Annotated in this window: 19 protein-coding genes; 12 read left to right on the forward strand and 7 right to left on the reverse strand. The window is 66.6% G+C overall.

Features of this window, described 5'->3' with window-relative positions; translation table 11 throughout:
* The first annotated feature begins 74 nt into the window (after positions 1 to 74).
* On the forward strand, positions 75 to 1,562 hold the full coding sequence (locus tag AC07WS_RS03635) for a methyl-accepting chemotaxis protein (protein WP_494727749.1): 1,488 nt from the start codon (positions 75 to 77) through the stop codon (positions 1,560 to 1,562).
* Position 1,563: 1 nt separating this feature from the next.
* Here the strand turns inward: AC07WS_RS03635 and AC07WS_RS03640 are convergent, their stop codons facing one another.
* Complete coding sequence (locus AC07WS_RS03640) at positions 1,564 to 2,379, reverse strand: class I SAM-dependent methyltransferase (protein ID WP_494727750.1); 816 nt, start codon at positions 2,377 to 2,379, stop codon at positions 1,564 to 1,566.
* Positions 2,380 to 2,857: 478 nt separating this feature from the next.
* Between AC07WS_RS03640 and AC07WS_RS03645 the strand changes: the two genes are divergently transcribed.
* The 10 genes from AC07WS_RS03645 to AC07WS_RS03690 are packed head-to-tail and all read left to right on the forward strand — an operon-like array spanning position 2,858 to position 16,258.
* The gene (locus AC07WS_RS03645) at positions 2,858 to 4,495 is read left to right on the forward strand and encodes a TldD/PmbA family protein (RefSeq protein ID WP_494727751.1); all 1,638 of its coding nucleotides are present in this window, start codon (positions 2,858 to 2,860) and stop codon (positions 4,493 to 4,495) included.
* A 17-nt stretch (positions 4,496 to 4,512) separates the two neighbouring features.
* Complete coding sequence (locus AC07WS_RS03650) at positions 4,513 to 5,850, forward strand: TldD/PmbA family protein (RefSeq protein ID WP_494727752.1); 1,338 nt, start codon at positions 4,513 to 4,515, stop codon at positions 5,848 to 5,850.
* A 54-nt stretch (positions 5,851 to 5,904) separates the two neighbouring features.
* Entirely contained in the window at positions 5,905 to 7,542 is a 1,638-nt protein-coding gene (locus AC07WS_RS03655; RefSeq protein WP_494727753.1) for a TldD/PmbA family protein, read from the forward strand.
* 3 nt (positions 7,543 to 7,545) lie between these two features.
* On the forward strand, positions 7,546 to 8,883 hold the full coding sequence (locus tag AC07WS_RS03660) for a TldD/PmbA family protein (protein WP_494727754.1): 1,338 nt from the start codon (positions 7,546 to 7,548) through the stop codon (positions 8,881 to 8,883).
* Positions 8,884 to 8,892: 9 nt separating this feature from the next.
* Positions 8,893 to 9,513: a DUF4159 domain-containing protein gene (locus AC07WS_RS03665; RefSeq protein WP_161099398.1), complete on the forward strand. Its 621-nt coding sequence runs from the start codon at positions 8,893 to 8,895 to the stop codon at positions 9,511 to 9,513.
* A gap of 2 nt (positions 9,514 to 9,515) precedes the next feature.
* Positions 9,516 to 10,514, forward strand: a complete 999-nt coding sequence (locus AC07WS_RS03670; RefSeq protein WP_494727755.1) for an AAA family ATPase — start codon at positions 9,516 to 9,518, stop codon at positions 10,512 to 10,514.
* A gap of 6 nt (positions 10,515 to 10,520) precedes the next feature.
* Positions 10,521 to 11,456, forward strand: coding sequence for a DUF58 domain-containing protein (locus tag AC07WS_RS03675; protein ID WP_494727756.1), 936 nt, complete (start codon positions 10,521 to 10,523; stop codon positions 11,454 to 11,456).
* Positions 11,453 to 12,589: a BatA domain-containing protein gene (locus AC07WS_RS03680; protein ID WP_494727757.1), complete on the forward strand. Its 1,137-nt coding sequence runs from the start codon at positions 11,453 to 11,455 to the stop codon at positions 12,587 to 12,589. The genes AC07WS_RS03675 and AC07WS_RS03680 overlap by 4 nt, the downstream gene beginning before the upstream one ends.
* Positions 12,573 to 14,609, forward strand: coding sequence for a hypothetical protein (locus AC07WS_RS03685; RefSeq protein ID WP_494727758.1), 2,037 nt, complete (start codon positions 12,573 to 12,575; stop codon positions 14,607 to 14,609). Before AC07WS_RS03680 ends, AC07WS_RS03685 begins: the two co-directional genes overlap by 17 nt.
* Positions 14,606 to 16,258, forward strand: coding sequence for a hypothetical protein (locus AC07WS_RS03690; RefSeq protein WP_494727759.1), 1,653 nt, complete (start codon positions 14,606 to 14,608; stop codon positions 16,256 to 16,258). The genes AC07WS_RS03685 and AC07WS_RS03690 overlap by 4 nt, the downstream gene beginning before the upstream one ends.
* A 13-nt stretch (positions 16,259 to 16,271) precedes the next feature.
* Here the strand turns inward: AC07WS_RS03690 and AC07WS_RS03695 are convergent, their stop codons facing one another.
* Together AC07WS_RS03695 and AC07WS_RS03700 are read right to left on the reverse strand one after the other, a co-directional pair.
* Positions 16,272 to 17,294 (reverse strand): alpha/beta hydrolase, encoded by a 1,023-nt coding sequence (locus AC07WS_RS03695; protein ID WP_494727760.1) that lies wholly within the window; start codon positions 17,292 to 17,294, stop codon positions 16,272 to 16,274.
* A 67-nt stretch (positions 17,295 to 17,361) separates the two neighbouring features.
* Positions 17,362 to 18,027, reverse strand: a complete 666-nt coding sequence (locus tag AC07WS_RS03700) for a pyridoxamine 5'-phosphate oxidase family protein (protein WP_494727761.1) — start codon at positions 18,025 to 18,027, stop codon at positions 17,362 to 17,364.
* A gap of 81 nt (positions 18,028 to 18,108) precedes the next feature.
* On the opposite strand from AC07WS_RS03700, the gene pdxR reads away from it, so the two are divergent.
* Positions 18,109 to 19,596: a MocR-like pyridoxine biosynthesis transcription factor PdxR gene (gene pdxR / locus AC07WS_RS03705; RefSeq protein ID WP_494727762.1), complete on the forward strand. Its 1,488-nt coding sequence runs from the start codon at positions 18,109 to 18,111 to the stop codon at positions 19,594 to 19,596.
* Here pdxR and AC07WS_RS03710 read toward each other — a convergent pair.
* From AC07WS_RS03710 to AC07WS_RS03725, 4 genes are all read right to left on the reverse strand, one after another.
* On the reverse strand, positions 19,593 to 22,025 hold the full coding sequence (locus tag AC07WS_RS03710; protein ID WP_494727763.1) for a TonB-dependent receptor plug domain-containing protein: 2,433 nt from the start codon (positions 22,023 to 22,025) through the stop codon (positions 19,593 to 19,595). The genes pdxR and AC07WS_RS03710 overlap by 4 nt on opposite strands.
* Before the next feature lie 217 nt (positions 22,026 to 22,242).
* A complete protein-coding gene (locus AC07WS_RS03715) occupies positions 22,243 to 23,016 on the reverse strand; it encodes a spermine/spermidine synthase domain-containing protein (RefSeq protein WP_494727764.1) in 774 nt (257 codons plus the stop codon).
* Positions 23,017 to 23,083: 67 nt separating this feature from the next.
* Positions 23,084 to 23,587 (reverse strand): FxDxF family PEP-CTERM protein, encoded by a 504-nt coding sequence (locus AC07WS_RS03720; RefSeq protein ID WP_494727765.1) that lies wholly within the window; start codon positions 23,585 to 23,587, stop codon positions 23,084 to 23,086.
* Positions 23,588 to 23,801: 214 nt separating this feature from the next.
* Entirely contained in the window at positions 23,802 to 25,133 is a 1,332-nt protein-coding gene (locus AC07WS_RS03725) for a sensor histidine kinase (protein ID WP_494727766.1), read from the reverse strand.
* Between the last annotated feature and the right edge of the window lie 10 nt (positions 25,134 to 25,143).

A 25,143-nucleotide genomic window follows, 5' to 3' on the forward strand; every position in this document is an offset into this window, starting at 1 on the left:
TATTGGTGAGATTTGCAGCGGCGGATTGGTTCACAATGGCTCGTGACCCTGCCTGCCGACTGGAGAAACCGCTCATGTTCAAACAGATGAAAATGGAGACCCGGCTGCATGCCGGCGTTGGCGGCATCGTGCTGCTGGTGGTGCTGATGGGCGTGATCGCCTTCGCCAAGCTCAGCACGCTGCATCAGCGCTGGGACGAGTTCGAGACCGTGACGCTGGCGCGCAAGAACGCCGTGCTGGAAGGCGTCATCGCGCACGGCCAGGCGGTGCACCATTTCAAGAATTACATCCTGCGCGGTGGCGACAACAACAGCAAGTTCCGCGCCGACCTGGCCGACATCGACAAGCACATGGCCGGCTACAAGGCGGCCGGGAGCCTCACCTCCGAGGAGCAGACGCTGCTGGGCGACATCGTGGCCGCCACCCGCAGCTACAGCGACAGCATGACCCAGCTGGAGGCCATGCACGAGAAAGGCCAGTCGGCGCAGGAGATGGACAAGGCCATCAAGGGCGCGGACGAGGCCATCTCCACCGCCTTCCGCAAGCTCCTCAAGGTCAACGACAGCGAGACCCAGGGCGAATCGGCCGCCATGACGGAAGTGACCGACTCGGCCAAGCGGCTGATACTGGGCATGGACATCGCGATCTCGCTGCTGGGCTGCGTGCTGGCGGTGTGGCTGGCGCGCAGCCTGTCGGCCATCGTGCGCGAGGTGCAGATGGTGGTGGGCAGCCTGGCCAGCGCCTCCGAGGAGGTGCGTTCGACCGCGCAATCGCTGTCGCAGGCGGCCAGCGAGCAGGCGGCCGGCGTGGAAGAGACCAGCGCCTCGATCGAGCAGATGACGGCGTCGATCGCGCAGAACACCGAGAACGCCAAGGTCACCGACGGCATCGCCACGCAGGCGGCGGTGGACGCGGCGCGCGGCGGCGAGGTGGTCAAGGCCACGGCGATGGCGATGAAACAGATCGCCAGCAAGATCGGCATCATCGACGACATCGCCTACCAGACCAACCTGCTGGCGCTGAACGCGGCCATCGAGGCGGCGCGCGCGCACGAGCACGGCAAGGGTTTCGCCGTGGTGGCGGCCGAGGTGCGCAAGCTGGCCGAGCGCAGCCAGGTGGCGGCGCAGGAGATCGGCAAGGTGGCGGCCGACAGCGTGGAGCTGGCCGAGCAGGCCGGCCAGATGTTCGACGCGCTGGCGCCCAACATCCGCAAGACGTCCGAGCTGGTGCAGGAGATCGCGGCGGCATCGGAGGAGCAGAGCTCGGGCGTGCGGCAGATTAACAGCGCGGTGAGTCAGCTGAGCCAGACCACCCAGGTCAACGCGGCCAGCTCGGAGGAACTGGCGGCCACGTCGGAGGAGATGAGCGCGCAGGCCGAGCAGCTCGGCCTGCTGATGGCGGTGTTCAAGCAGTACGCGGTCAACCCCGCCGCGCCGCGCAGTGCGGCGCGGCGCACCGCCGTGCTCAAGCCGGGCGCCAAGCCGGCGCCGGCGCGTCCGTCCCGCAAGCTCGACCTGGTGGCCGAGGGCGCGCCGGACGAGACCAAGTTCACGCGCTTCTGAACTACGGCTTGACGAACTTCAGCGTCATGCGGTCGCTCTCGCCGATGGCCTGGTACATGGCGCGGTCCTCGTCCTTGTTGGCGTAGGTCGGCGGCAGCGCCCAGACACCGCCCTTGTGCTCGGCGTTGTCCTTGGCGTTGGCGTTGATCTCGGACTTCGCCGCCAGCTTGAAGCCGGCCGCCTCGGCCAGGCCGATCACATACTGCTCATGCATGTAGCCGGTGCTGGCTTCCTTGTCCTGCGTCTTCGAGGCCGGCAGTCGGTGCTCCACCACGCCGAACACGCCGCCCTTCTTCAGGCTGGTGTAGACGCTGGCGAACAGCGGCTTCAGCGTGTCCGGCCCGCCCGCCATCCAGTTGTGGATGTTGCGGAAGGTGAGCACCAGATCGACGCTGCCGGCCGGCGCGAACTCGTACTTGTTGCGCGGCGGCGAGAACACGCCCAGCGCCACCTTGTTGTACACCTCGGGCTTGGTGTTCAGGTACGCGATGAAGCGCTCGGCCGCCTTGCGCTCGTTGGCGTTGGGCGAGGCCAGCTCGTTGCCTGCGGCGATCAGCTTGCCGTGGTCGCGCAGATAGGGCGCCAGGATCTCGGTGTACCAGCCGCCGCCCGGCGCCAGCTCGACCACCGTCATGCCCGGCTTGATGCCGAAAAAGCTCAGCGTTTCATACGGATGGCGGTAGACGTCGCGCTCCACATTGGCCGGCGTGCGCGACGGCGCCGCGATGGCGGCCTTGAGCGCGGCGTCGTCGGCGGCGTGGGCGCCGCCGGCGATCAGCATGGTGGCGGCGAGGACGGCAAGTACGTTTCGTTTCATGCAAAGTCTCCAGAGGAATCGTGGTGGGGGGCGATGCGCAGCCGCTCGCCCAGCGCGATCATCGGCCACGCGGACGGGCAGGTCAAGCGAATCGGGGCGGCGCTCCGTCCGGCTGTGATCGCCACCGCCGCACTGCCGCAGTGCAGCATGCGATCGTGCGCCGCCACCGGACAGCGGCCGGACACTCGCGGACACTCGCGGACAGCCGAACGGACAGTCCGGCGGACACCCTGGGCGCGGCAAACATGGCAAATGCACCAACTTGCAACATGAGAACCCGTGGCACACATTTTGCCTATCTCCTTCCTTCATCCGGCGCTAATATTGCAAAACCCGCGGAAACGGCGGCGGATATTCAGGTGTAGTGCGAAGCAACGAGCGGTAACGAAGTAGTTCCAGCTGGAAGAGCAAATAAAAAGCAGAACCCCGGGCGACCGGCCCGCAATCTAATCCTTGCTGTTACGTTTTTGGAGATACGATGGAACGACGTGCATTCCTCAATATTAGTAGTCTGGCCCTGGGCACGATGCTGCTGCCCGCCTTCGGCCGCGCAATCGCGGCGGAAGAGCTGCTCAAGCCAGTCGCCCTTCAATTCAAGAAAATGCTGGCCGACACCGCGATGACCGCGGCGACCCAGGCCGGCGCCTCCTACTGCGACGTGCGGGTGGGACGCTATCTGAACCAGTTCATCACCACCCGCGACCTGAACGTCGAAAACGTGGTCAACACCGAATCGGCCGGCGTCGGCGTGCGCGTGATCGCCGGCGGCGCCTACGGCTTCGCCGCCACCAACGACATGACCCCTGACGGCGTGGCCGCCGCGGCGCGCCAGGCGGTCGCCATCGCCAAGGCCAACGCCAAGCTGCAGACCGAGCCGGTGATCCTGGCCCCGGTCAAGGGCGTGGGCGAGGTGGCGTGGGCCACGCCCATCGTCAAGGACTGGCGCACCGTCGCCATCAAGGACAAGGCCGAGCTGCTGATCGCCGCCAACAAGGCCGGCATGGAGGGCGGCGCCAGCTTCATGCAGTCGCTGCTGTTCCAGGTGAACCAACAGAAGTACTTCGCCTCCACCGACGGCTCCTACATCGACCAGGACATGCACCGCCTGTGGATGCCGGTGTTCGCCACCGCCGTCGACCAGAAGACCAACAAGTTCCGCTCGCGCCAGGGCCTGTCGGCGCCGGTCGGCATGGGCTACGAATACCTGGACGCGCGCCCCGAGCACAAGATCAAGGCGGCCGGCGGCGTGACCACGCTGTACACCAAGTCCTACGACCTGATCGAGGACGCGCGCGCGGCCGGCAAGCAGGCCAAGCAGAAGCTGACCGCCAAGTCGGTCGAGCCGGGCAAGTACGACCTGGTGCTGTCGCCGGAACACCTGTGGCTGACCATCCACGAATCGGTCGGCCACCCGACCGAGCTCGATCGCGTGCTGGGCTACGAGGCCAACTTCGCCGGCACCAGCTTCGCCACGCTGGACAAATGGCAGTCGAAGAAATTCAAGTACGGTTCGGAGCTGGTCAACATCGTGGCCGACAAGACCACGCCGGGCTCGCTGGCCAACGTCGGCTACGACGACGAGGGCGTGCAGTGCAAGCGCTGGGACCTCATCAAGGACGGCATCCTGGTCAACTACCAGGCCACGCGCGACCAGGCCCACATCATCGGCGAGAAGGAATCGCACGGCTGCTCATACGCGGACAACTGGAGCAGCGTGCAGTTCCAGCGCATGCCCAACGTCTCGCTGCAAGCGGGCAAGAAGAAGATGACCCCGGACGAGATGGTCAAGGACGTCAAGAAGGGCATCTACATCGTCGGCGACGGTTCCTTCTCGATCGACCAGCAGCGCTACAACTTCCAGTTCGGCGGCCAGCTGTTCTACGAAATCAAGAACGGCAAGATCGGCGAGATGCTGGAGGACGTGGCCTATCAATCGAACACCCAGGAGTTCTGGAACGCCTGCGCAGGTTTGTGCGACGAGCGCGACTGGCGCATGGGCGGCTCCTTCTTCGACGGCAAAGGGCAGCCTTCGCAGGTGTCGGTGGTGTCGCACGGCGCCAGTACGGCGCGCTTCAACGGCATCAACGTCATCAACACCGCACGCAAAATCGGCTAAGCCCTGGAGACCACAAGATGAAGAATTTGAGTCAAGACGAAGCAAAACGCATCAGCGACAAGGTCCTGTCCTTTTCCAAGGGCGACCAGTGCGAAGTGAACATCACCGGCAGCCGCAAGGGCAATATCCGCTACGCCCGCAACGCCGTGTCGACCGCCGGTTTGATCGAAGACACGCAGCTGAGCGTGTCGGTCGCCTTCGGCAAGAAGCAGGGCACGGCCACCATCAACGAGTTTGACGACAAGTCGCTGGAAAAAGTGGTGCGCCGCGCGGAAGACCTGGCACGCCTGGCGCCGGAAAACCCGGAGTTCATGCCGACGCCGACCAAGCAGGAATACAAGGCCAGCCAGACCTTCTTCCAGAAGACCGCCGACATCGATCCCGAATTCCGCGCGCAGGTCGCGGCCTACAGTATCGAGAACAGCAGGAAGAACAAGCTGGTGGCTGCCGGCTTCTTCAGCGACAGCTCGCAGTTCACCACCATCGCCAACTCCAACGGCGTGTTCGGCTACCAGCAGGACACGGGGCTGGACTTCACCGTCACCGTGCGCACCGAGGATGGCCGTGGTTCGGGCTGGGTCAAGCGCAGCGTGGGCGACGTCAGCAAGTTCGACGCGCGCGAAGCGTCCAACGTGGCGATCGAGAAGGCGTTGAAATCGGTGGAGGCCAAGGCGCTGGAGCCGGGCCGCTACACCGTGATCCTGGAGCCGGCGGCCACTTCGGACCTGCTGGCCTACATGTTCAACGGCTTCGACGCGCGCCAGGCCGACGAGGGCCGTAGCTTCCTGTCGAAGAAGGGCGGCGGCAACCGCATGGGCGAGAAGCTGTTCGACGAGCAGGTCAACGTCTGGGCCGACCCGTGGGACAAGGACGTGGCGGTGCTGCCGTGGGACGGCCAGAACATGCTGGCCCGCGAGCGCCAGGACATCATCAAGGGCGGCAAGATCGCCAACCTCGATTACTCGACCTATTGGGCCAAGAAGCAGGGCAAGCGCGCCGTGGGCTCGCCGGGCAACATCATCATGGCCGGCACCAACAAGTCGACCGAGGAGCTGATCGCCAACACCAAGAAGGGCGTGCTGGTCACGCGCACCTGGTACATCCGCATGGTCGATCCGCAGTCGGTGCTGCTGACCGGCTTGACGCGCGACGGCACCTTCTACATCGAGAACGGCAAGATCAAGCATCCGATCAAGAACTTCCGCTTCAACGAAAGCCCGGTGACGATGTTGAACAACATCGAGGAACTGGGCCGGCCGGAGATATTGTCGGGTGACGAGTCGCAGTACCAGCTGCTGATCCCAGCGATGCGGGTGCGCGACTTCAACTTCACCTCGTTGTCGGACGCGGTGTAAGGCATCAGGGGCCGGAAGGGATTCCGGCCCTGTTACATACATCAGGGAGTCAAAGTGGAACGACGTTCATTTCTAAAAATTAGCGCGGCGGCAGGCGGCAGCCTGCTGATACCGGTCTTCGGCAACGCCATCGCGGCCGAAGAGCTGCTCAACCCCGTGGCCGTGCAGTTCAAGAAATCGCTGGCCGACGCCGCGATGAACGCCGCCACCCAGGCCGGCGCCAGCTACTGCGACGTGCGCATCGGCCGCTACCTGAACCAGTTCGTCACCACGCGCGACCTGAACGTGGAAAACATCGTCAACACCGAATCGTCCGGCGTCGGCGTGCGCGTGATCGCCAACGGCGCCTACGGCTTCTGCTCGACCAACGTCATGACGCCGGACTCGGTGGCCGCCGCCGCGCGCCAGGCGGTCGCCATCGCGCGTGCCAACGCCAAGCTGCAAACCGAGCCTGTGGTACTGGCCCCCGTCAAGGGCGTGGGCGAAGTGGCGTGGGCCACGCAGTTCAAAAAGGACTGGCGCACCGTGCCGGTCAAGGAAAAGGCCGAGATGCTGATCGCCGCCAACAAGGCCGGCCTGGACGCCGGCGCCAGCTTCATGTCGTCCAACCTGTTCCAGGTGAACCAGCAGAAGTACTTCGCCTCCACCGACGGCTCCTACATCGACCAGGACATCCATCGCCTGTGGGCGCCGCTGACCGCCACCGCCGTCGACAAGGCCACCAACCGCTTCCGCACGCGCGACGGGCTGTCGTCGCCGGCCAGCATGGGCTACGAATTCTTCGACGCGTCTGGAGCCAACAAGATCAAGGCCGCCGGCAACGTCACCACGCTGTACAAGGGCGCCTACGATTTGATCGAGGACGCGCGCGCCGCCGGCCGCCAGGCCCGCGAGAAGCTGAGCGCGAAAACCGTCGAACCGGGCAAGTACGATCTGGTGCTGTCGCCGGAACACCTGTTCCTGACCATCCACGAATCGGTTGGCCACGCCACCGAACTCGATCGCGTGCTGGGCTACGAGGCCAATTACGCCGGCACCAGCTTCGCCACGCTGGACAAGTGGAAGAGCAAGAACTTCAAGTACGGCTCGGAGCTGGTCAACATCGTCGCCGACAAGACCACGCCAGGCTCGCTGGGCTGCGTGGGCTACGACGACGAAGGCGTGGCGTCGAAGCGCTGGGACCTGATCCGCAACGGCATCCTGGTCAACTACCAGGCCACGCGCGACCAGGCGGCCATCATCGGCGAGAAGGCATCGCACGGCTGCTCGTACGCGGACAGCTGGAGCAGCGTGCAGTTCCAGCGCATGCCCAACGTGTCGCTGGAGGCGGGCAAGAAGCCGCTCACGCCGGACGAGATGGTCAAGGACATCAAGAAGGGCATCTACATCCTGGGTCGCGGCTCGTACTCGATCGACCAGCAGCGCTACAACTTCCAGTTCGGCGGCCAGCTGTATTTCGAAATCAAGAACGGCAAAATCACCAACCAGCTGGAGGACGTGGCCTACCAGTCGAACACCCAGGAGTTCTGGACCGCCTGCTCGGCGCTGTGCGATGAACGCGACTGGCGCATGGGTGGTTCCTTCTTCGACGGGAAGGGGCAGCCTTCGCAAGTCAGCGCCGTGTCGCACGGGTCGCCGACCACGCGCTTCAACGGCATCAACGTCATCAACACCGCTCGCAAGATAGGATAAACAATGAAGATGCTGAATCAGGAAGAAGCAAAACGCATTTGCGACAAGGTGATGTCGCTGTCCAAGGCCGACGAGTGCCGCGTGCAGCTCAGCGGCAGCCGCAATGGCAATATCCGCTACGCGCGCAACGCTGTGTCGACCGCCGGCCTGACCGAGAACACGCAGCTGACCGTCAGCGTCGCCTTCGGCAAGCGCCAGGGCACGGCCTCGATCAATGAGTTCGACGACAAGGCGCTGGAGCGCGCCGTGCGCCGCGCCGAGGACGTGGCCCGCCTGGCGCCGGAGAATCCCGAATTTCTGCCGGCGATCAAGAAGCAGGAGTACAAGTCATCGGCCACCTACAACGAGGCCACCGCCGCCATCGATCCGGAGTACCGCGCCGAAGTGGCGGCCGTCAGCATCAACGCCTGCCGCAAGCAGGGGCTGGTGGCGGCGGGCTTCTTCAGCGACACCACCGGCTTTGAAACGGTGGCCAACTCGAACGGCGTGTTCGGCTACCAGACCTTGAGCAATCTTGGCTTCACCGTGACCACCCGCACCGAGGACGGCCGCGGTTCCGGCTGGGCCACACGCTCGGCCACCGATGCCAGGAAATTCGACGCCCGCGAAGCGTCCGAGATCGCGATCGAGAAGGCGCTGAAATCGGTGGAGGCCAAGGCGCTGGAGCCGGGCCGCTACACGGTGATCCTGGAGCCGGCGGCGACGTCGGAAATCATCGGCCGCATGTTCGGCGCCTTCGACGCGCGCCGCGCCGATGAGGGCCGCAGCTTCCTGTCGAAGAAGGGCGGCGGCAACCGCCTGGGTGAGAAGCTGTTCGACGAGCAGGTCAACGTATGGGCCGACCCGTGGGACAAGGACGTGCCGGTGCTGGCGTGGGACGACGCCTCGATGCTGGCGCGCGAGCGTACGGACGTGATCAAGGGCGGCAAGGTGGCGTCGCTCGACTACACGCGCTACTGGGCCGAGAAACAAGGCCAGCGCGCGTCGGGCCGCCACGGTAACATGATCATGGCCGGCGGCGGCAAGTCGACCGAGGAACTGATCGCGTCGACCAAGAAGGGCGTGCTGGTCACGCGCACCTGGTACATCCGCATGGTCGATCCGCAGTCGCTGCTGCTGACGGGCCTCACGCGCGACGGCACCTTCTACATCGAGAACGGCAAGATCAAGCATCCGATCAAGAACTTCCGCTTCAACGAAAGCCCGGTGTCGATGCTGAACAATATCGATGAACTGGGCAAGCCGGTGGTGATCGGCGGCGACGAGGTGCGGTTCCAGATGCTGATCCCGCCGATGAAGGTGCGCGACTTTAACTTCACCTCCCTGTCGGACGCGGTGTAAGGCAGGGCCGTGGCCAACTACGATTTCTACTTCACCCGCCTGACCTACGAGTCGGGCGACTGGGATGTCGATATCCGCATGCCGAGCAACGTGCTTAACTCGCTGGTCGAATACACGACCTTGCGGGTCGATCCCGTCGAGCGCATCGTCGCGCTGTCGGACGCGAAGATGCTGGAGGCGCCGTTTTGCTACTTCGCCGGCCACAAGCTGGTGCAGTTCACGCCGGCCGAGCGCAAGAATCTGGAGCGCTACATCAAAGGCGGCGGCTTCCTGTTCGTGGACGACTGCAACCACGACATCGACGGCCTGTTCGCCAAATCGTTCGAGGCCGAAATCGCCCGCATCTTCGGGCCGAAGGCGCTGCACAAGATCCCGAATACGCATCCGGTGTATTCGAGCTTCTTTCATTTCGACGGCCCGCCCAACACCAGTGTGGAGCTCAACGGCTGGGGCGACGATCTGGTGCACGACTACCTGAAGGCGGTGGAAGTCGGTGGCCGCGTGCGGCTTTTGTACAGTAACAAGGACTACGGCTGCGAGTGGGACTACGACTTCCGCAACAAGCGCTGGCTGGTGGTCGACAACACCCGCTTCGCGGTCAATATCATTCAATATGCGTTGGGAGCCTGATCTTGGATAGTGCAATCGCCTGGAGCGAAAATGAAATCGGCGCGTTGAGCGCCAAGGTGGCGGCGCTGAAGGCGAGCATGTCCCGTGTGATCATCGGCCAGGAAAACGTGATCGATTCGCTGATCATTTGCCTGCTGGCCGGCGGCCACGCGCTGGTGGAAGGCGTGCCGGGATTGGGCAAGACGCTGCTGGTCAAATCGCTGTCGCAGGCGACCGACATGGACTTCCATCGCGTGCAGTTCACGCCGGACCTGATGCCGTCCGATATCGTCGGCACCGAGATATTGGAAGAGGACCATGCCACGCGCAAGCGCGAATTCCGCTTCCAGCAAGGGCCGGTGTTCACGCAGGTGCTGCTGGCCGACGAGATCAACCGCGCACCGCCGAAGACGCAATCGGCGCTGCTGGAGGCGATGCAGGAACGCAGCGTGACCTTCGCCGGCCAGACGCACAGGCTGCCCAAGCCTTTCTTCGTGCTGGCGACGCAGAATCCAATCGAGCAGGCCGGCACCTATCCGCTGCCGGAAGCGCAGCTGGACCGCTTCCTGCTGCGCATCGACGTGGTGTATCCGACCGAGGAAGAGGAGATCGCGATGGTCTCCGCCACCACCCACGCCGGCCTCAAAGACGCGGACCCGGTGATGGACGTGGCGACGCTTCTGCGCCTGCAGCAGCTGGTGCGCGACATCGAAATCGGCGACCACCTGCTGGCCTACGCCACGCGCTTGGTGCGCGCCACGCGGCCTGCATTGACGACGGTGCCAGCGGTGAAGAAGCATGTGGGCTGGGGCGCGGGACCGCGCGCGGGGCAGGCGCTGGTGCTGGCCTCCAAGGCGCGCGCGCTGATGCACAACCGCCTGGCGGTTACGCGCGAGGACATCGGCGAGATGCTGCTGCCGGTGCTGGCGCATCGCGTGATCCGCAACTTCGAGGCAGAGGCGGACGGCGTGGCGATCGCCGACATCCTGCTGGCGCTGCGCGAGCATATCCGCCCCGATTAAGCCGCGATGCAATCGACTTTCAAACCGTCCGCGCCGGGGACGTCCTCACCTGCCGCCGCCATGACGGCGATGATGGCGCAGACCAAGGACCTGGACCTGGTGATCCGCCACGTGCTGGCGGGGCTGGGCCACGGCCTGCACGCGGGCCGCGAGCGCGGCGCCGGCGTCGAGTTCTCCGAGTACCGCGCCTATGCGCCGGGCGACGAGTGGCGCCGCGTCGACTGGAAACTGCTGGCGCGGGCCGACCGCTACTTCGTCCGCGAGGCGGAGCGCGACAGCCACGTCGCCACCTGGTTGTGGCTGGATGCCAGCGCGTCGATGGCGGAGCCCAGCCGCGAGATCAACGGTGTCGACAAGCTGTGGTTCGCGCGCACGGTGCTGGCCTGTGTGGCGGCCATCGCGCAGCGGCAGGGCGATGCCTTCGGACTGGTGGTGTGCAGCGGCGGCAAGGTCGAATTCACGCAAGCCTCGCGCGGGCCGCGCCAGTTGCAGCGCGTGCTGGCGCAGCTGGCCAAGGCCAGGCCTGAAGGCGGCCTGCCCAGCGCCGAGGTGCTGAAGGCGAACCTGCACTTCGCCCGTGCGCCAAGTCTGATTTTCGCCGCCAGCGATTTCCTCGACTGGCCATCGCCGCTGAGCGAAGCGCTGCTGCGCCTGCGCAGGCTGCGGCATGACGTGCGGCTGCTGACCTTGCGCACGCAGGCGGAAGTCGATGCCAGCTTCAAGGCCGGCGCGGCCTACCGCGATCCGGAGCGGAGCGATGGCCTGCACCGCATGACGAACGCCGATCGCGAAAGCTACAGGCAGCAGAGCCGCGCGCATTTCGACGCGGTGGCGACCAGCTGCCGTCAAAACAATATCGTCCACTACGAGGCGCGCATCGAGCAGCCTCTGGGCGGCGTGCTGCGCAGCTGGTTGCAGCTGGCCGGAGCACGCGCAAGATGATGCTGAGTTCTTATCCCTTGTGGTGGCTGGCGTTGCCGGTGCTGCTGCTGCCGGTGTGGTGGCATCGGCAGAAGCGCCAGCGTTTGAAGGCGGAGCCGCTGGCGACGGCGCGCTTCCTGCCACCGGCCGCGCCGGAGCAGCTACGCGTCTGGAGATGGCGCGACCGCTTGTTGCTGCTGGTGCGCTGTCTGATGTTGGTGGCGCTTATCGCCTGGCTGGCCGCGACCATCTTCCCCTGGCGCGGCGACACCGTGCTGCTGGACGCCGGCGCCGACAAGGCCTGGGCAGAGCAGCAGATCGCCGCCGCCGGCATGAGCGCCGCGCAGCGCATAGAACTGCCGCAGAACGGCCTGCAATGGCTGCGCCAGCACGAGCGCGATTGGCGCCCTGGCGCGCGCTTGCTGATCGTTGCCCGTGACGGGCAGGTGGCGATGCCTGCGCGCGTGCCGCCGTTCAGCCACCAGATCGACCTGCGCACCAAGCTGTCGCCTGCGGTCATGGCCACAGTCACGCCGGGCGCCTCCACCGCCGCAGCCTCCGCGCCAGATACCTCCGCCGTCGCCACCGCCGCGCCGGCCGCACCTGTTGTGCCGCTGCGGGCCGGGCGCCACATCGTGCTGGCCGGCGCGCAGGAGCAGGGCGCCGCCTGGCGCTCGTTGTTCGCCGCCTTTGATCGCGCCGGCGATGGCGCCGATCGCTACACGCTCGCCGCTGAACCAACCGCCACGACAGAGCTGATCGTATGGGAATCCCCAGCCGCGCCGCCCGCCGGCTGGCACACCCCGCACTGGTGGCTCACTGCGCCAAGCGCCGCGTTCCCCGAACTGGCAAACGCCTCCACACTGACCATCAACGGCCTCACACTGAAATACGCCGACTCCCCGCGTGGCCGCCTGTGGACCTCCGACGCCTTCCCTCCACGCGACGCCGATACCGCGCGCGCCCTCTACGAAGCCTGGCAGCAGCTAAGCCCAGCCCCCGCGCCGGCCTACCCGATGCCATCGCAAACACTGGGCGTCGCCCGCAGCGCGCTGCCCGCCATTACCGACGCCAAGCCCGCCGCCTGGCTCGCGCTTGCCTTGCTGGCGCTGTTTTTACTCGAACGGATACTGAGCCATGCACGGCGAAGCTGACACCCTGCGCCGCCACTTGTGGGCCGCCATCCTGCGCCGCCGCGCCCCCCAATGGCTGGCGACACTGGCGCCGCTGGCCGCCGCACTGCTCCTGCTGCATGCAGCCCGCCCGCTGGTAATCGCGGCCCTGCTGCCGTGGGCTGTCTGGCTGGCCGTCGACATCTACCGCTGGCGCCAGCGCATCAAGCGCGAATGGGCCTCCTGGCTGAACGCCGCCATCCCCGCACTGGAAGACAGCAGCACTTTGCTGGCCGCCGACGCCACCACCCCTATCGCCAGGCTGCAGCAGCAACGCCTGCAAGCCCGCCTCGCCTCCGTGCTGGGCGACGAAGACTACCGCCGCATCGCCCGCAAGCGCGTGCGCATCGGCTTCCTGCCCATCCTGCTCAGCCTTGCCGCAGCAGGCGCCGCATGGGGCTACCACGGCAAGCAGACCGCCGCCAGCGTGCCCGCCGCAGCCAGCCAGGCCGCAAAACCCATCGTCGACGGTGAAATCTACCTGCGCGTAACGCCGCCGGCCTACACCGGCGCCAAGACATTTGAAACCGCCGCCCGCGACATCCAGGTGCCGCAATTTTCCGAGGTGCGCTGGTGCGTGCGCAACCCCAGCGGCGCGCAACCGGCGGTGGAACTGGGCGACGGCGTCAGCCTGCCCGTCACCGAAGCTTGCGCGATGAAGCGCGTGGAAGAATCGCTGTTCTGGCGCGCACGCGGCAAGAACGGCGCTCGCTACAACGTCCGCGTCACGCCCGACCAGGCGCCGCAAGTGACCATCGTCGAGCCGAACGAATTGATACACATCCTCTCCAAGGATGCGAAGGCCGTGCAAATCTCCGTCAACGCCCGCGACGATTACGCCATCGTCCGCGCCAGCCTGCATATGACGCTGGCGCGCGGCAGCGGCGAGAACATCCGCTTCAGCGACCGCGAAGTGCCGCTGCCGCAATCGGTCGATCCGAAAATCCGCAACTGGAAAAAACAATGGACGCTGTCGGAGCTGGGCATGGAGCCGGGCGATGAACTGTATTTCTTCGTGCGCGCCACCGACAACTCGCCGGACAACCCGCATACCACCCAATCGCCGACCTACACGCTGCGCCTGCCCGCGCCGGAAGCGGAAAGCCTGGATGCCACAGCGCTGCCATCGCTGGCCAAACCGGAAAACCTGCGCAGCCAGCGCCAGATCATCATCGACACCGAACAGCTGGTGGCCGACATGCAGGCCCACCCCAACATGCCGGCGGCCACGGTGCGCGCGCGCAGCGAATCCATCGCGTCGGATCAGGCCAGCCTGCGCCTGCGTTACGGTCAGTTCCTCGGCGAAGAATCCAGCCTGTTCGGCGATGAGCACGACCACGAAGGCGAAGAACACCACGGCGGCAAGGCGGCCTTCGGCAGCGAGATGTCGGTGCTGAAGGAGTACGGCCACGCGCACGATCAGGAGGACAACGCCACCATCTTCGATCCCAAAACCAAGGCGATACTGAAACGCGCACTGTCCGCCATGTGGGACGCGGAAAAGTCGCTGCGGGCGATATCGCCCAAGCCCGCGCTGCCGCCCGAGTACAAGGCGCTGGACGCGATCAAGGAATTGCAGGCAGCGGAGCGCATCTACCTGCACCGCACCGCCTTCGTTCCGCCGGCGCTGAAGGAAGAGAAACGCATGAGCGGCGACATCGTCGGCGTGTTGAGCTACAAGCGCGCACAGGGCACCGCCGGCGACACGGTGCCGGCCGAAGTGCGCGAACTGGTGCAAGCCCTGTCGCAGGACGGCGCGCTGCCGGCCCTGTGGAGCAAGACCGCGCGCGACACCATCGCCACCCGCATCGCCGACCCGGAACAGAAACTGAGCGCACAACGCGCGGTGCAGGACGTGCAGGATGGCTGCGCCGCCTGTCGCGGCGAATTGCGCGCATGGCTGCGCGGCACGCTGACGGACGCCCCGGTGCTGCTGCAAGCGCGGCCATCGACGGACACGCCGTTCCGTCAGGCCTGGAGCGGTAAGGAGCCGTCGAAATGATGAACATGGAGTTGACGGCCATCGCCGTACCTGCGGCGTCGCTGATCGCCGGCGCAGTCAGCGCCGTGCTGTATGGCCGCAAGCGCAAGTGGATCAATGCCGCGCTGGTGGTGGTGGCATCGTCGTCGCTGGCGGTCGCATTGGCCGACATCCGTTTGCCGGAGTCTGGCGAGAATATCGCGAAGGTGACGACCGACGCATCCGGCGGCATCAGCGAAGCATCGCTGTTGGCGATCACACGCGCCCACACCATCGCCCTGAGCGGCGACGGCCTGCGCGATGCGGAGTGGCGCGACCTGCCAGCGCGCCGCGTGCAGTGGACCCCAGCCGCAGCGGACCTGCTCTGGCTGGACTTCCCTCGTTCGATATCGCTGGGCCGCGTCTTCACATTGACGGTGCGCCGCGCACAGGCGCAGGCGGGATGGCGCTTGCAGCTGCTGGCCGAGAACAAGCAGGTGCTGGCGGATTCCAATCTCTCCGGCGTGAACACGTCGTCACTAAGCGTGCAATGGCTGCCGCCCGTGACGGAAGCCATGGTGTTGCAGGCGCGCCTGCTGGACGCCGCCGGCAAGGTCATCGCCCAAGGTCCGATACCATTGCAGGTAAAAGAGCCGACACCTTTGCAGATACAGGGCCGCTTCGACGCACCATCGTTCGACGCGCGCGCACTGAACCAGCTGCTGGCCGACGGAAACGCGGTGCTGGACTGGAGCGTCACGCTGGGCAAGGCCGTGGCACGCAGCGAAACCGCGCGCGCGCCATTGACGGCGCCGAGCGCGGTGTTTGTCGATGCCGCCTACGTGGAACACATGAATCCTTCCGCGCGCGGCGCGCTGCTGGCGCAGACCCGGCAAGGCATACCGCTGGTGGTGCTGGGCGCGAACGCCGCCGATGCCGGCATGTGGCAGCGCGAGTTCGGCCTGCGCCTGCATCCGCAATCGCCCACCACGGAGAAGGAGGACACGCGCCAGTTCACCATCGCCGGCGCCGTGCTGGCGATGCCGCCGGCCGCCTTGAATCCCGACGATAATGCCGCCGCGCCATGGTCCGTCGCCGCACGCGACAGCAGGAAGCAGCCCTGGCTCTGGCAGCGCGATTTGCAGCAAGGCCGCGTGGTGTGGATAGGCGTATCGGATTGGCACCGTTATGCCATCGCCGCGCCGCAAGCGCTGGCCTTGTGGTGGCAGGGCGCGATGGACAAGATCGCGCTGGCCAGCGTGCAGAAGGCCGGCTGGCAGATAACCGATCCGATGCCGCTGCCCGGCTTGCGCAACGAGATCTGCGCGCAGGGCGTGAAGCCCGGCGCGGCGTTGGATGTAGCGGGAGCCGCGCAGCTGCAGTTGCAGGCGCGTGCCGACAAGGCGGAAGCGGCATGCGCCGGCGTGTGGCCGCAGAAGGCCGGCTGGATGACGTTCACGGCGGCCGGGATGCCGGAACAGGGCAGGGAGTACGTCTACAGCCGTTCCGACTGGCCTGACTGGCAGAAGGCGCTGCGCCGCGAAGCCACGACGCTTTACGCCGCGCGCGCCGCCGGCGCCACCGCCGGCGCAGCGGCCGATACGCCGGGCCGTCCGCTGCCGGCCGCGCCGTTCGCGATCTTGTTCGCGCTTTCCATGCTGGGACTCTGGTGGCGCGAGCAGCGCAGCTGACGCAAGCCGTTCCTCACCGCAGCCGGTGCGCCCACTGCACGATGCGCTCGGCGACAGCCGGATCGCTGACGGTGTCGAGCGCCATCGACTGCATCGGCGGCATGCCGGGCGGCGCGACTTTGTAGAAGTGGGTCAGCTCGGGGAAGCGCGCCAGCTCGGTCGGCGCGGCGCCGCGCGCCGCGTACAGGCGATCCGCGTGCACCGGCGACACCGACGCATCCCTTCCGCCCTGGACGATCAGCACCGGCTGGCGCACGCGCGCCAGCTCGGCCGCCGGATCGACGCGATCCGTGCTGCGCAGGTAGGCCACGCTGAAAGTGGGCATGGACGCCAGCATGGCCGTTTGCGGATTCGTTTGCGCGCCGGTCGGCAGCGGCTCGCCGGCGCGGATGGCAGCGATGGTCTGGTCGTACATGGTCATGTCGGCGCCGGCTCCAGCAGGCGTCATCGCCACCAGCTGTTCGCGCATCAGATCGAAGATGGGCGAGGAAGGTCCGGACAGCATCACCACGCCGTCGATGGCCTGTCCATCCGGCCCGCTGGCCAGCATGGACGCCACCAGCGCGCCCTCGCTGTGGCCGGCCACGATGACGGGATGCGCCGGCGCGGCCCTGCGCAGCAACACCAGGCCGGCCGCCGCCACGTCGGTGCGGGTCGCGAAGTCCGCATGGCGGGCGGCGGCCTGCGGGTCCACCGTGCGCGAGCCGGTGCCCGGCCCGATCTTCGCCATCCTCAGCACCGCGAAGCCGCGCTGGCTCAGTTGCGCCGCCAGGTCCGCATACAGATGCGGCTTGATGTTCATGGTGGGGTAGTTGCCGTCCACGTCGCTGAAAAGTGAACCCGGCAGCAAAAGCACCGCGCCCTGTGCCTTCCCGGCCGGGAAGGTGAGGCGGCAGACGATTTCCACGCCGGCGACGGTGACGACTTCGTCCCGCTCGCGCAGCGACGCAGCGCCGGCACCGGCGGCCGGCGCGACGATGGACATGGCGAGCGCACCGGCGAGGGCGGCCTTCGCAATCTGTTGGAGCTTACGCATGATGATCCTTTCCTGGTAAAGCACCAAGACTGAAGTATCACGTCACGTTAGAGTCAAACAGATTTCGTTACCACTTCTGCCAGCCCACCACATAGGCCGGCGCCGCATGGCCGCAGGCTGGATCGGCGATAGGCTTCATCGCCACGCGCTCGAACGGCAGCACGCCCGCCCACACCGGCCAGCTCATGTCCTCCTCGTCGTCCTCCGGGCCGCCGGCGCGCATCTTGCAGGCCGCCTCGTCGAGCGCGACGCGCATGATGGTGGTGGCCGCGTATTCCTTGTCCGACCCCGGGCGGATATCGGCCTGGCGGCCCGGCGCCAGCTTCTCCATGAACGCTTCCATCGTGCGGCGACGCTCGCCCTCGTCCGCCACGACCTCGAAGCGGCCGTAGACCATCGCCGAGCGGTAGTTCATCGAATGGTTGAACGCCGAACGCGCCAGCACCAGGCCGTCGAGGTGCGTGATGGTCACGCAGGTCTCGCTCTCCGTCAATCGCTTGAGCATGCGGCTGCCGTTGGAACCGTGGATGTACAGGTGGTTCCCCTCGCGCCAGCAGGCGGTTGGAATGCAGTGCGCACCCTTGTCGTCGGCGAAGGCGATGTGGCACAGGTAGGCGTCGTCGATGATCGCGTGCAGGGTCGCGGTGTCGTAATGCGCGTTGGTCGGAATGCGGCGGACGCGGGTGCGTTCGCTCGGTGCGGCGTGGCTTGCTGGTTCGGTCATGATCTCCATCCAAAAAGGTTGAAGCCGCAATATAATGGCTGGCTGGCTCCTTAAACAGGTCCAGCAACCATCATTTTCATGGAGCCACGAATGGACTTTGCCTTGCTGATCGACGGCTACGCCGCGCAGAACCGCCATCGCGGCTGGCCGCGCCAGCGCATGCTGCACGAATGCCTGCGCGCGGCGATCCGCAACGGCACGCTGGCGGCGGGCACGCGGCTGGCCGCGTCGCGCGCGCTGGCCGAGGAGCTGGGCCTGGCCCGCAACACCGTGCTGTACGCCTACGAGCAGCTGGCCAGCGAAGGCTTCGTCACCACCGACCGGCGCGGCACCGTGGTGGCCGCCGTGGCGCCCGACCGCAAGCCCGCCGCGCAGCGGCAGGCGGCCGCGCCGCAAGCCGGCCTGTCGCAGCGGGCGCGGTCCCTGCGCCCGCCGCAGGGACCGGCCGAGATGATGGGCGCCTTCGTGCCCGGCGTGCCGGCGCTCGACCATTTTCCGCTGACGCTGTGGCGCCGCATGCTGGAACGCGCATGGCGCGCGCTGACCGTGGAGCAGCTCAACTACGGCGACCCGGCCGGCGAGCCGCAGCTGCGCGAAGCCATCGCCGACCATCTGCGCGCCGCGCGCGGCGTGGTGTGCGAGGCGGCGCAGGTGTTCATCACCGACGGCACCCAGAGCAGCCTGGATCTGTGCGTGCGCGCGCTGGCCGACGTCGGCGACACCATCTGGATCGAGAGCCCCGGCTACGGCGGCGCGCTGGCGGCGGCGCGCGCGGCCAGCCTGAACGTGGCCGGCATCGAGGTCGACGACGAGGGCATCGCGCCCACCGCCGCCGACTGGCTGCTGCGGCCACCGCGCCTGGTCTACACCACGCCGTCGCACCAGTACCCGGTGGGCAGCGTGCTCAGTCTGCGCCGCCGCATGGCGCTGATCGCCGCCGCGCGCGACGCCGGCGCCCTGATCATCGAGGACGACTACGACAGCGAATTCCGCCACGACGGCGCGCCGCTGTCGGCCATGCAGGGCCTGGCGCCGGACGCGCCGGTGGTCTACCTGGGCACCTTCAGCAAGACCATGTTCCCGTCGCTGCGGATCGGCTTCGTGGTGGTGCCGCCGTGGCTGGCCGACGACTTCGCCCGCATGCGCGCGCAGTCGTCCGCGCGCGGGCGTGTGGCCGAGCAGCTGGCGCTGGCGGAGTTCCTGCGCAGCGGCCAGTTCGCGCTGCACCTGCGCCGCATGCGGCGGCTGTACCGGCAGCGGCGCGACGCGCTGGTGGCGGCGCTGGAGCGGCATCTGGGATCGGTGGCGACGGTGCACGGCGGTTCGGCCGGCATGCACCTGGCGCTGCGCTTCACGCAGGCGCACCTGGACGACCACGCGATCAGCGCGCAGGCGCTGGAGCACGGCATCGTGGCCGAGGCGCTGAGCGGCAAGGACACGCAGGGAACGTCGGGCTGGAGGGGCCTGATGCTCGGCTACGCACAAGTGCCGGCCGAGCAAATGGAGGGACTGGTCAAACAGTTGGCGGCGATACTGCACCTGGCGGCCTTCGCCGCCAACCGTTCAGGACGACATTAGAACGCGGTGTCGGCGCGCACGTACATCGAGCGGCCGTTCACGCCGATCGGGCAGGTTTCCCAGCAGCGGGTGAAGCCCAGTTTCGGGAAGTTGCCGCCGTTGGTCCACTCGGACGGCAGCTGGTTGAACATATTGTTCACGCCGATGCTGAAGAAGGTGCGCTTGGTGTAGGCGTAGCGCACCGAGGCGTCCACCAGCCACTTGGCGTCCCACTTCTGCAGGGGGCTGAAGTTCTCCGCTTCCACCTCGCCGTAGTAGTTGGCGCGGGTGTTCAGGTTCCACTGGCCGGCGGTGTAGTCGGCCGCCACCACGTGGTGCTTGCGCGGCTGGCCGTGTTCGATCAGGGTCACCTGCGACTTGTCGAACAGCTGCTCGCCGGTCAGCACCGACGACGTCGAATGACGCTTGGTGACTTCGGTCTTGTTGAAGCCCAGCTGGCCGGACAGCACCAGGGTCGACGCCGCGAACTTCGAGGTGTGCTCGGCCACGATGTCCAGGCCGCGCGTGCGGGTGTCGACCGCGTTGGTGAAGAACTGCGCCTGGCCCACGCCCAGCGGCTTGAGGATGTTGGCGATCGGGCCGCCGTTGGCCTCAGGTGCGATCTCGCTCGAGAACACGATGCGGTCCTTGATCTTGATCTCGTACAGGTCGGCGGTCAGCGACATGTTCTTCGCCGGACGCAGCACCATGCCGACGCTGCCGCTGGTCGAGGTCTCCTCTTTCAGCGGCGCGATGCCGAAAGCCCGGGTGACGGCGCTGCCCTGGCGCGCGGTCAGGGTTTCGGTCAGCACGCCGTTGTTCAGGTTGGTCGACACGGAGCTGTAGAACTCCTGCTGCACGCTCGGCGCGCGGAAGCCGGTCGACAGGCTGCCGCGGAAGCCGATTTGCTTGGTCGGGTCGAAACGGGCGCTCAGCTTGCCGGTGACGGTGCTGCCGAAGTCCGAGTATTTTTCGTAGCGCACGGCGCCGGCCAGGGTCAGGTTGTCGACCGGCTTGTGTTCGGCGTCCAGGAACAGCGCGATGTTGTGGCGGCCCGAGTCGACCGCGGTGGCCGGCGTGTAGCCGGGGAAGCCCTGGATGCCGGAGGCGGCCGTGGCGCCGCTCGGGGTCTTGATGACGATGGCCGGGTTGTTGGTGCGGCCGTACTGGTAGGAGACCGGGTCGCCGGCGACGATCTGGTAGTTGTCGGCGCGGTATTCGAAGCCGGTGGCCAGGAAGATGCTGCCGTCGCCGACCTTGACCGGGCCCTTGACGTCGGCGTTGAAGGTCAGCTGGTTGAACTTCAGCGTGCCGGTGTTGGCGTCGCGCGGCGATTCGCCGTAGATGCTGCCGTCGGCCTTCTTCTCCCACCAGTAGCTGACGTTGACGCTGTCCGACTCGTGGAAACCGAGCTCGCTGGCGCCGTAGTTGATGCTGACGTCGGCCTTCCAGTCGTTGGCCAGGTCGCGGCGGTAGCCGAAGGCGAACGAGGCGTCCTTGATGTCGGTGTGGATGGCCGGCAGGTAGCCGTTCGGCGCGATCGACGGGATGGTGCGGTCGTCGCCGGCCGAGCGGAAGAAGCCGTACGAATCGCTCTTGCGCTTGGAGACGCCGCCGAAGGCGTAGAACTCGCTGGCCTTGTCGATCGGCAGGCCGGCGTTCCACCACAGGTAGCCGTCCTTGGTGTTGCTGTCGCCGATGTGCTGGGTCACGCGCGGCGGATTGACGCGCAGCGAATCCGGGCCGGCGCGGTTGGTCTCGCCGCGCTTGCGCGCCTCGGCGGTCAGGTTGATGAAGCCGCCGTCCTGGCCCAGCGCGAAGCCGGTGTTGGCGGTGCCCGAGTACAGGTCGCCGTCGCCTTCGGAGGTGGTGCCGTAGCTGCCGCTCAGCTGGGTCTCGTTGACCTGCGACTTGAGCACGATGTTGATCACGCCGGCGATCGCGTCCGAGCCGTACTGGGCGGCGGCGCCGTCGCGCAGCACCTCGATGTGGTGGATGGCGCCCAGCGGGATGGCGTTGATGTCGGTGCCGGCCGAGCCGCGGCCGATGGTCTGCTGCACGTTAACCAGCGCCTGCTGGTGGCGGCGCTTGCCGTTGACCAGCACCAGGACCTGGTCGGGGCCGAGCGAGCGCAGCGTGGCGGGGCGGATCGAGTCGGTGCCGTCGCTGATGAAGGTGCTGGAGAAGTTGAACGACGGGTCCAGCGTCTGCAGCAGCTTGCCCAGCTCCAGCGGGCCGGCGGTCTGCATGTCCTTCAGGCTGATCAGGCCGACCGGGGCCGAGGTGTCGAGCGCGGTCTTGGCGACCGAGCGCGAGCCCAGCACAACCACGGTTTGTTCGGGGGCCGCCGCGGTGTCGGCGGAGGCGGTTTGGGCGCTGCCCTGGCCTGCGGCCAGCAGCAGGATCGCGCTGGCGACCAGTGTTCGTTTGAAGTGCGGTGCTCTTGTCATGTATCTCTCTCGTTGTTGTGGACGCGCGCGGATAGCACGGGCGAGAAAAATACTAGCGTGGCGGCGAACTGAGCGGCAACGCGGCATGCACCATCATGTTGCAAATTCTGCACATTCGACAATATTGCGTGCGTTATCTGACAACTTGTCGTAATCTGACCGACGGGCCACGGCAAAAGCGCGCCAAACTGTGGCGCGGGTGCATCATTATGGTGCTTTACTGCTGGTCCAGCATCCAGCCCTTCAAGCCGTTGACCCAGGACTTGGCCGGCAGGTTCAGGCTCTTCTTGATGGCGCCGGCGCGCTCGTACAGCACGCTGAAGTCCAGCACCGGCGAGTGCTTGAAGGCGATCACCACGATGTTGGCGTCGTGCACCTCGGGCAGCCAGACCACGGCGTCGAACACCAGTTCCATCGCCTGCAGGTTCTTGTCGTAGTTGGCGAAGTCGCCGAACACATTGGTGGTCATCATGCCGCCGTCGCGCAGGCAGTCGAAGCAGGCCTGGTAGAACTCGGGCGTGTCGAGCACCGGGCCGCGCGCCTCCTCGTCGTACAAGTCCACCTGCAGGATGTCGACGCTGCCGTGGTTGGCCGGGTCGAGCACGAAATCCATGGCGTTCATTTCCAGCACGTTCAGGCGCTCGTCGTTGGGCGGCAGGCCGAACTGCGCGTGGCAGATGGCGATCACGTTGGGGTTGAGCTCGACCGCCGTCACGCGCGCGCCGGGCAGGCGGCGGTAGCAGAACTTGGTCAGCGCGGCGCTGCCCAGGCCCAGCTGCACGATGTGGCGCGGCTGGTCGTTGAAGAGCAGCCACATCATCATCATCTGCACGTATTCGAGCTCGATGTTGTCCGGCTTGGCCAGGCGCATGGCGCCCTGCACCCAGGAGGTGCCCAGGTGCAGGCTGCGCACGCCCTGGTATTCGGTGATGGTGGCGGGAGGGTGGCCGGGCGCGTCGAAGCGGGCGGCGGAGGCGGGGATCTTGGACATGGCATAGTTTACCAGCCCGCGCGGGATAAAAAAAAGACGCCGCAGCGTCTTTTTGAGGGGAGGGGAATCAGGATCGGCGCCGGCGCGCCACCAGGCCCATCAGCGCGAGGCCGCCCAGCAGCATGCCGTAGGTGGCCGGCTCCGGCACCGCCGAGGTGACGTCCAGCGTGCCGGCATAGCTGGCCGTGCCGAAATCCATGCCCTTGATGGTCAGCGTGATCAGGCCGCTCACCGGCACGCCGAAGAAGGCGCTGCCCGAGACAAAGCCGTTGGTGACGGTCAGCGGGTTGCCGTTGATATCGGCCCCGGTGAAGTTCAACATGGTCGGCGGCGAGGCCGAGAAGTTGACGAAGTTGGCAAAGAAGCCCTGCGCCGTGCCCGGCAAGCCGGAGTACGAGAACGTATAGGTGTCGGTGAACGCCAGTCCATCCTTGTGCGTGGTGCCGAACGAGATGCTCCAGTCGCTCGGCCCGCCCGCCATGGCAACGACTGCCGGCGTATAGTTGTTGGCCAGAGCGCCTCCTGCCGCTGCGGCCATGATCCCGGCTGCCAATATTGATTTTAATTTCATATTATCCCCGCGAAATATCAGACTAAATACATGAAACCCGGTGCTACCCATGCAAAGTACGCCCGGCAATTTTCGATGTCAATTGGCTATTTTCTGATCGTGCTGCGAGCTCCGATAGCGCTTTCCTACCACACGGGCTGGACAATAAATAATTTCTACTAATCAATTTCTGTTATGCAAATTATCAACACAATTTCAAATTTGTAATGATGGATTAGTTGTTGGCTGACGACACCGGCAGGATCAAGGTCACGCTCAGGCCGCCGCCGTCGCGGTTGGCCAGCGTGATGCGGCCGCCGTGCGCCTCGGCGATCTCGCGCGCCAGCGCCAAGCCCAGGCCGGTGCCGCTGCGTTTGGTCGAGTAGAACGGCACCAGCGCGTTGGTCAGCACCGTGTCGCTCATGCCGGGGCCGCGGTCGTGCACGTCGATGCGCACCGCGCCGTGCAGGCGCCGCACCTCCAGGCTGACGTCGGCGGCCGGCGAGCCGGACTCGTGGGCGTTCTTGAGCAGGTTCAGCAGCGCCTGCTCCAGCTGCGAGGGATCGAAGGCGCACGCCTCCTCGGGCGGCGTGCCGCTCACCGTGAAATCGACCTGGGCCGCCAGCTGGGCCAGGAAGGCCGGCCAGGCCTGCAGCTCCAGCCGCGGCGTCGGCAGCTTGGCGAAGCGCGCATAGCCGAGGATGAAGCTTTCCAGGTGGCGGGTGCGCTCCTCGATGGTGGCGAGGATTTGCGGCAGGCGCTCGGTCTGGCCGCGCCGCACCAGCTCGGCGCCGGAGTGGGCCAGCGAGGTCAGCGGGGCGAGCGAATTGTTCAGTTCGTGGCTGATCACGCGGATGACTTTTTTCCAGGTCTGCACCTCCTGCCGGCGCAGCTCCATGGTCAGCTGGCGCAGCAGCAGCAGCTCGTGCTTGCGGCCGTTGAGGTTGAAGCTGCGGCGCGCCAGGTGGTAGACCTCCTCCTCGTCCCCCTCGGCGCCGGCCTCGCGGGTGGTGAACAGGCCGTCGCCGCCGCGCGCCAGCGCCTCCAGCAGCGCCGGCGAGGCGTGCGCCAGGATGTCGTCGAGCCGGTGGCCCTCCAGCTTGCGGCCCTGGTGGAGCAGCTGGCGCGCCGCCACGTTGGCGTACACGATGGGGCCGGCCTCGCTCACCAGCAGCATCGCCACCGGCGTGTTCTGCACCATGGTGTCGAGCAGCAGCTCGCGCTGCACCAGGTCCAGGCGCTGCTGGCGCAGCACGTCGCCCAGCGCGTTGTGGGCCGCCACCAGGTCGCTCAGCTCGTCGTTCTGCGGCCAGTGCAGGCTGAACGAAAAGTCGCCGTCCTGGTAGCTGGTCACGGTGCCGGTCAGCGCGCGGAACAGCGACAGCATGTACTCCAGCTGGGCGCGGATGGTGATGATGGAGATCGGCAGCACGCACAGCAGGCACACCGCCAGCACCAGGCCCGGATGGCTGGGGAAGAAATGGGTCAGCGTCAGCGCGATCAGGATGCCGACCGTCAGCAGCGTGCCGACCAGCGCGGTCCAGCGCGTGAGCAGCGAAAGGCGCATGCCCTGGCCG

Source organism: Duganella sp. GW821-FHT01E12, assembly GCF_059422325.1.

Bases quoted from the DNA above. Each gene is read 5' to 3' on its own strand.
- AC07WS_RS03685 (WP_494727758.1), top strand. From the start codon at position 12,573: ATGCACGGCGAAGCTGACACCCTGCGCCGCCACTTGTGGGCCGCCATC.
- AC07WS_RS03700 (WP_494727761.1), bottom strand. From the start codon at position 18,027: ATGGAGATCATGACCGAACCAGCAAGCCACGCCGCACCGAGCGAACGC.
- AC07WS_RS03720 (WP_494727765.1), bottom strand. From the start codon at position 23,587: ATGAAATTAAAATCAATATTGGCAGCCGGGATCATGGCCGCAGCGGCA.
- AC07WS_RS03725 (WP_494727766.1), bottom strand. From the start codon at position 25,133: ATGCGCCTTTCGCTGCTCACGCGCTGGACCGCGCTGGTCGGCACGCTG.
- AC07WS_RS03710 (WP_494727763.1), bottom strand. From the start codon at position 22,025: ATGACAAGAGCACCGCACTTCAAACGAACACTGGTCGCCAGCGCGATC.
- AC07WS_RS03640 (WP_494727750.1), bottom strand. From the start codon at position 2,379: ATGAAACGAAACGTACTTGCCGTCCTCGCCGCCACCATGCTGATCGCC.
- AC07WS_RS03690 (WP_494727759.1), top strand. From the start codon at position 14,606: ATGATGAACATGGAGTTGACGGCCATCGCCGTACCTGCGGCGTCGCTG.
- AC07WS_RS03695 (WP_494727760.1), bottom strand. From the start codon at position 17,294: ATGCGTAAGCTCCAACAGATTGCGAAGGCCGCCCTCGCCGGTGCGCTC.
- pdxR (WP_494727762.1), top strand. From the start codon at position 18,109: ATGGACTTTGCCTTGCTGATCGACGGCTACGCCGCGCAGAACCGCCAT.
- AC07WS_RS03715 (WP_494727764.1), bottom strand. From the start codon at position 23,016: ATGTCCAAGATCCCCGCCTCCGCCGCCCGCTTCGACGCGCCCGGCCAC.
- AC07WS_RS03635 (WP_494727749.1), top strand. From the start codon at position 75: ATGTTCAAACAGATGAAAATGGAGACCCGGCTGCATGCCGGCGTTGGC.
- AC07WS_RS03645 (WP_494727751.1), top strand. From the start codon at position 2,858: ATGGAACGACGTGCATTCCTCAATATTAGTAGTCTGGCCCTGGGCACG.
- AC07WS_RS03680 (WP_494727757.1), top strand. From the start codon at position 11,453: ATGATGCTGAGTTCTTATCCCTTGTGGTGGCTGGCGTTGCCGGTGCTG.
- AC07WS_RS03675 (WP_494727756.1), top strand. From the start codon at position 10,521: ATGCAATCGACTTTCAAACCGTCCGCGCCGGGGACGTCCTCACCTGCC.
- AC07WS_RS03650 (WP_494727752.1), top strand. From the start codon at position 4,513: ATGAAGAATTTGAGTCAAGACGAAGCAAAACGCATCAGCGACAAGGTC.
- AC07WS_RS03660 (WP_494727754.1), top strand. From the start codon at position 7,546: ATGAAGATGCTGAATCAGGAAGAAGCAAAACGCATTTGCGACAAGGTG.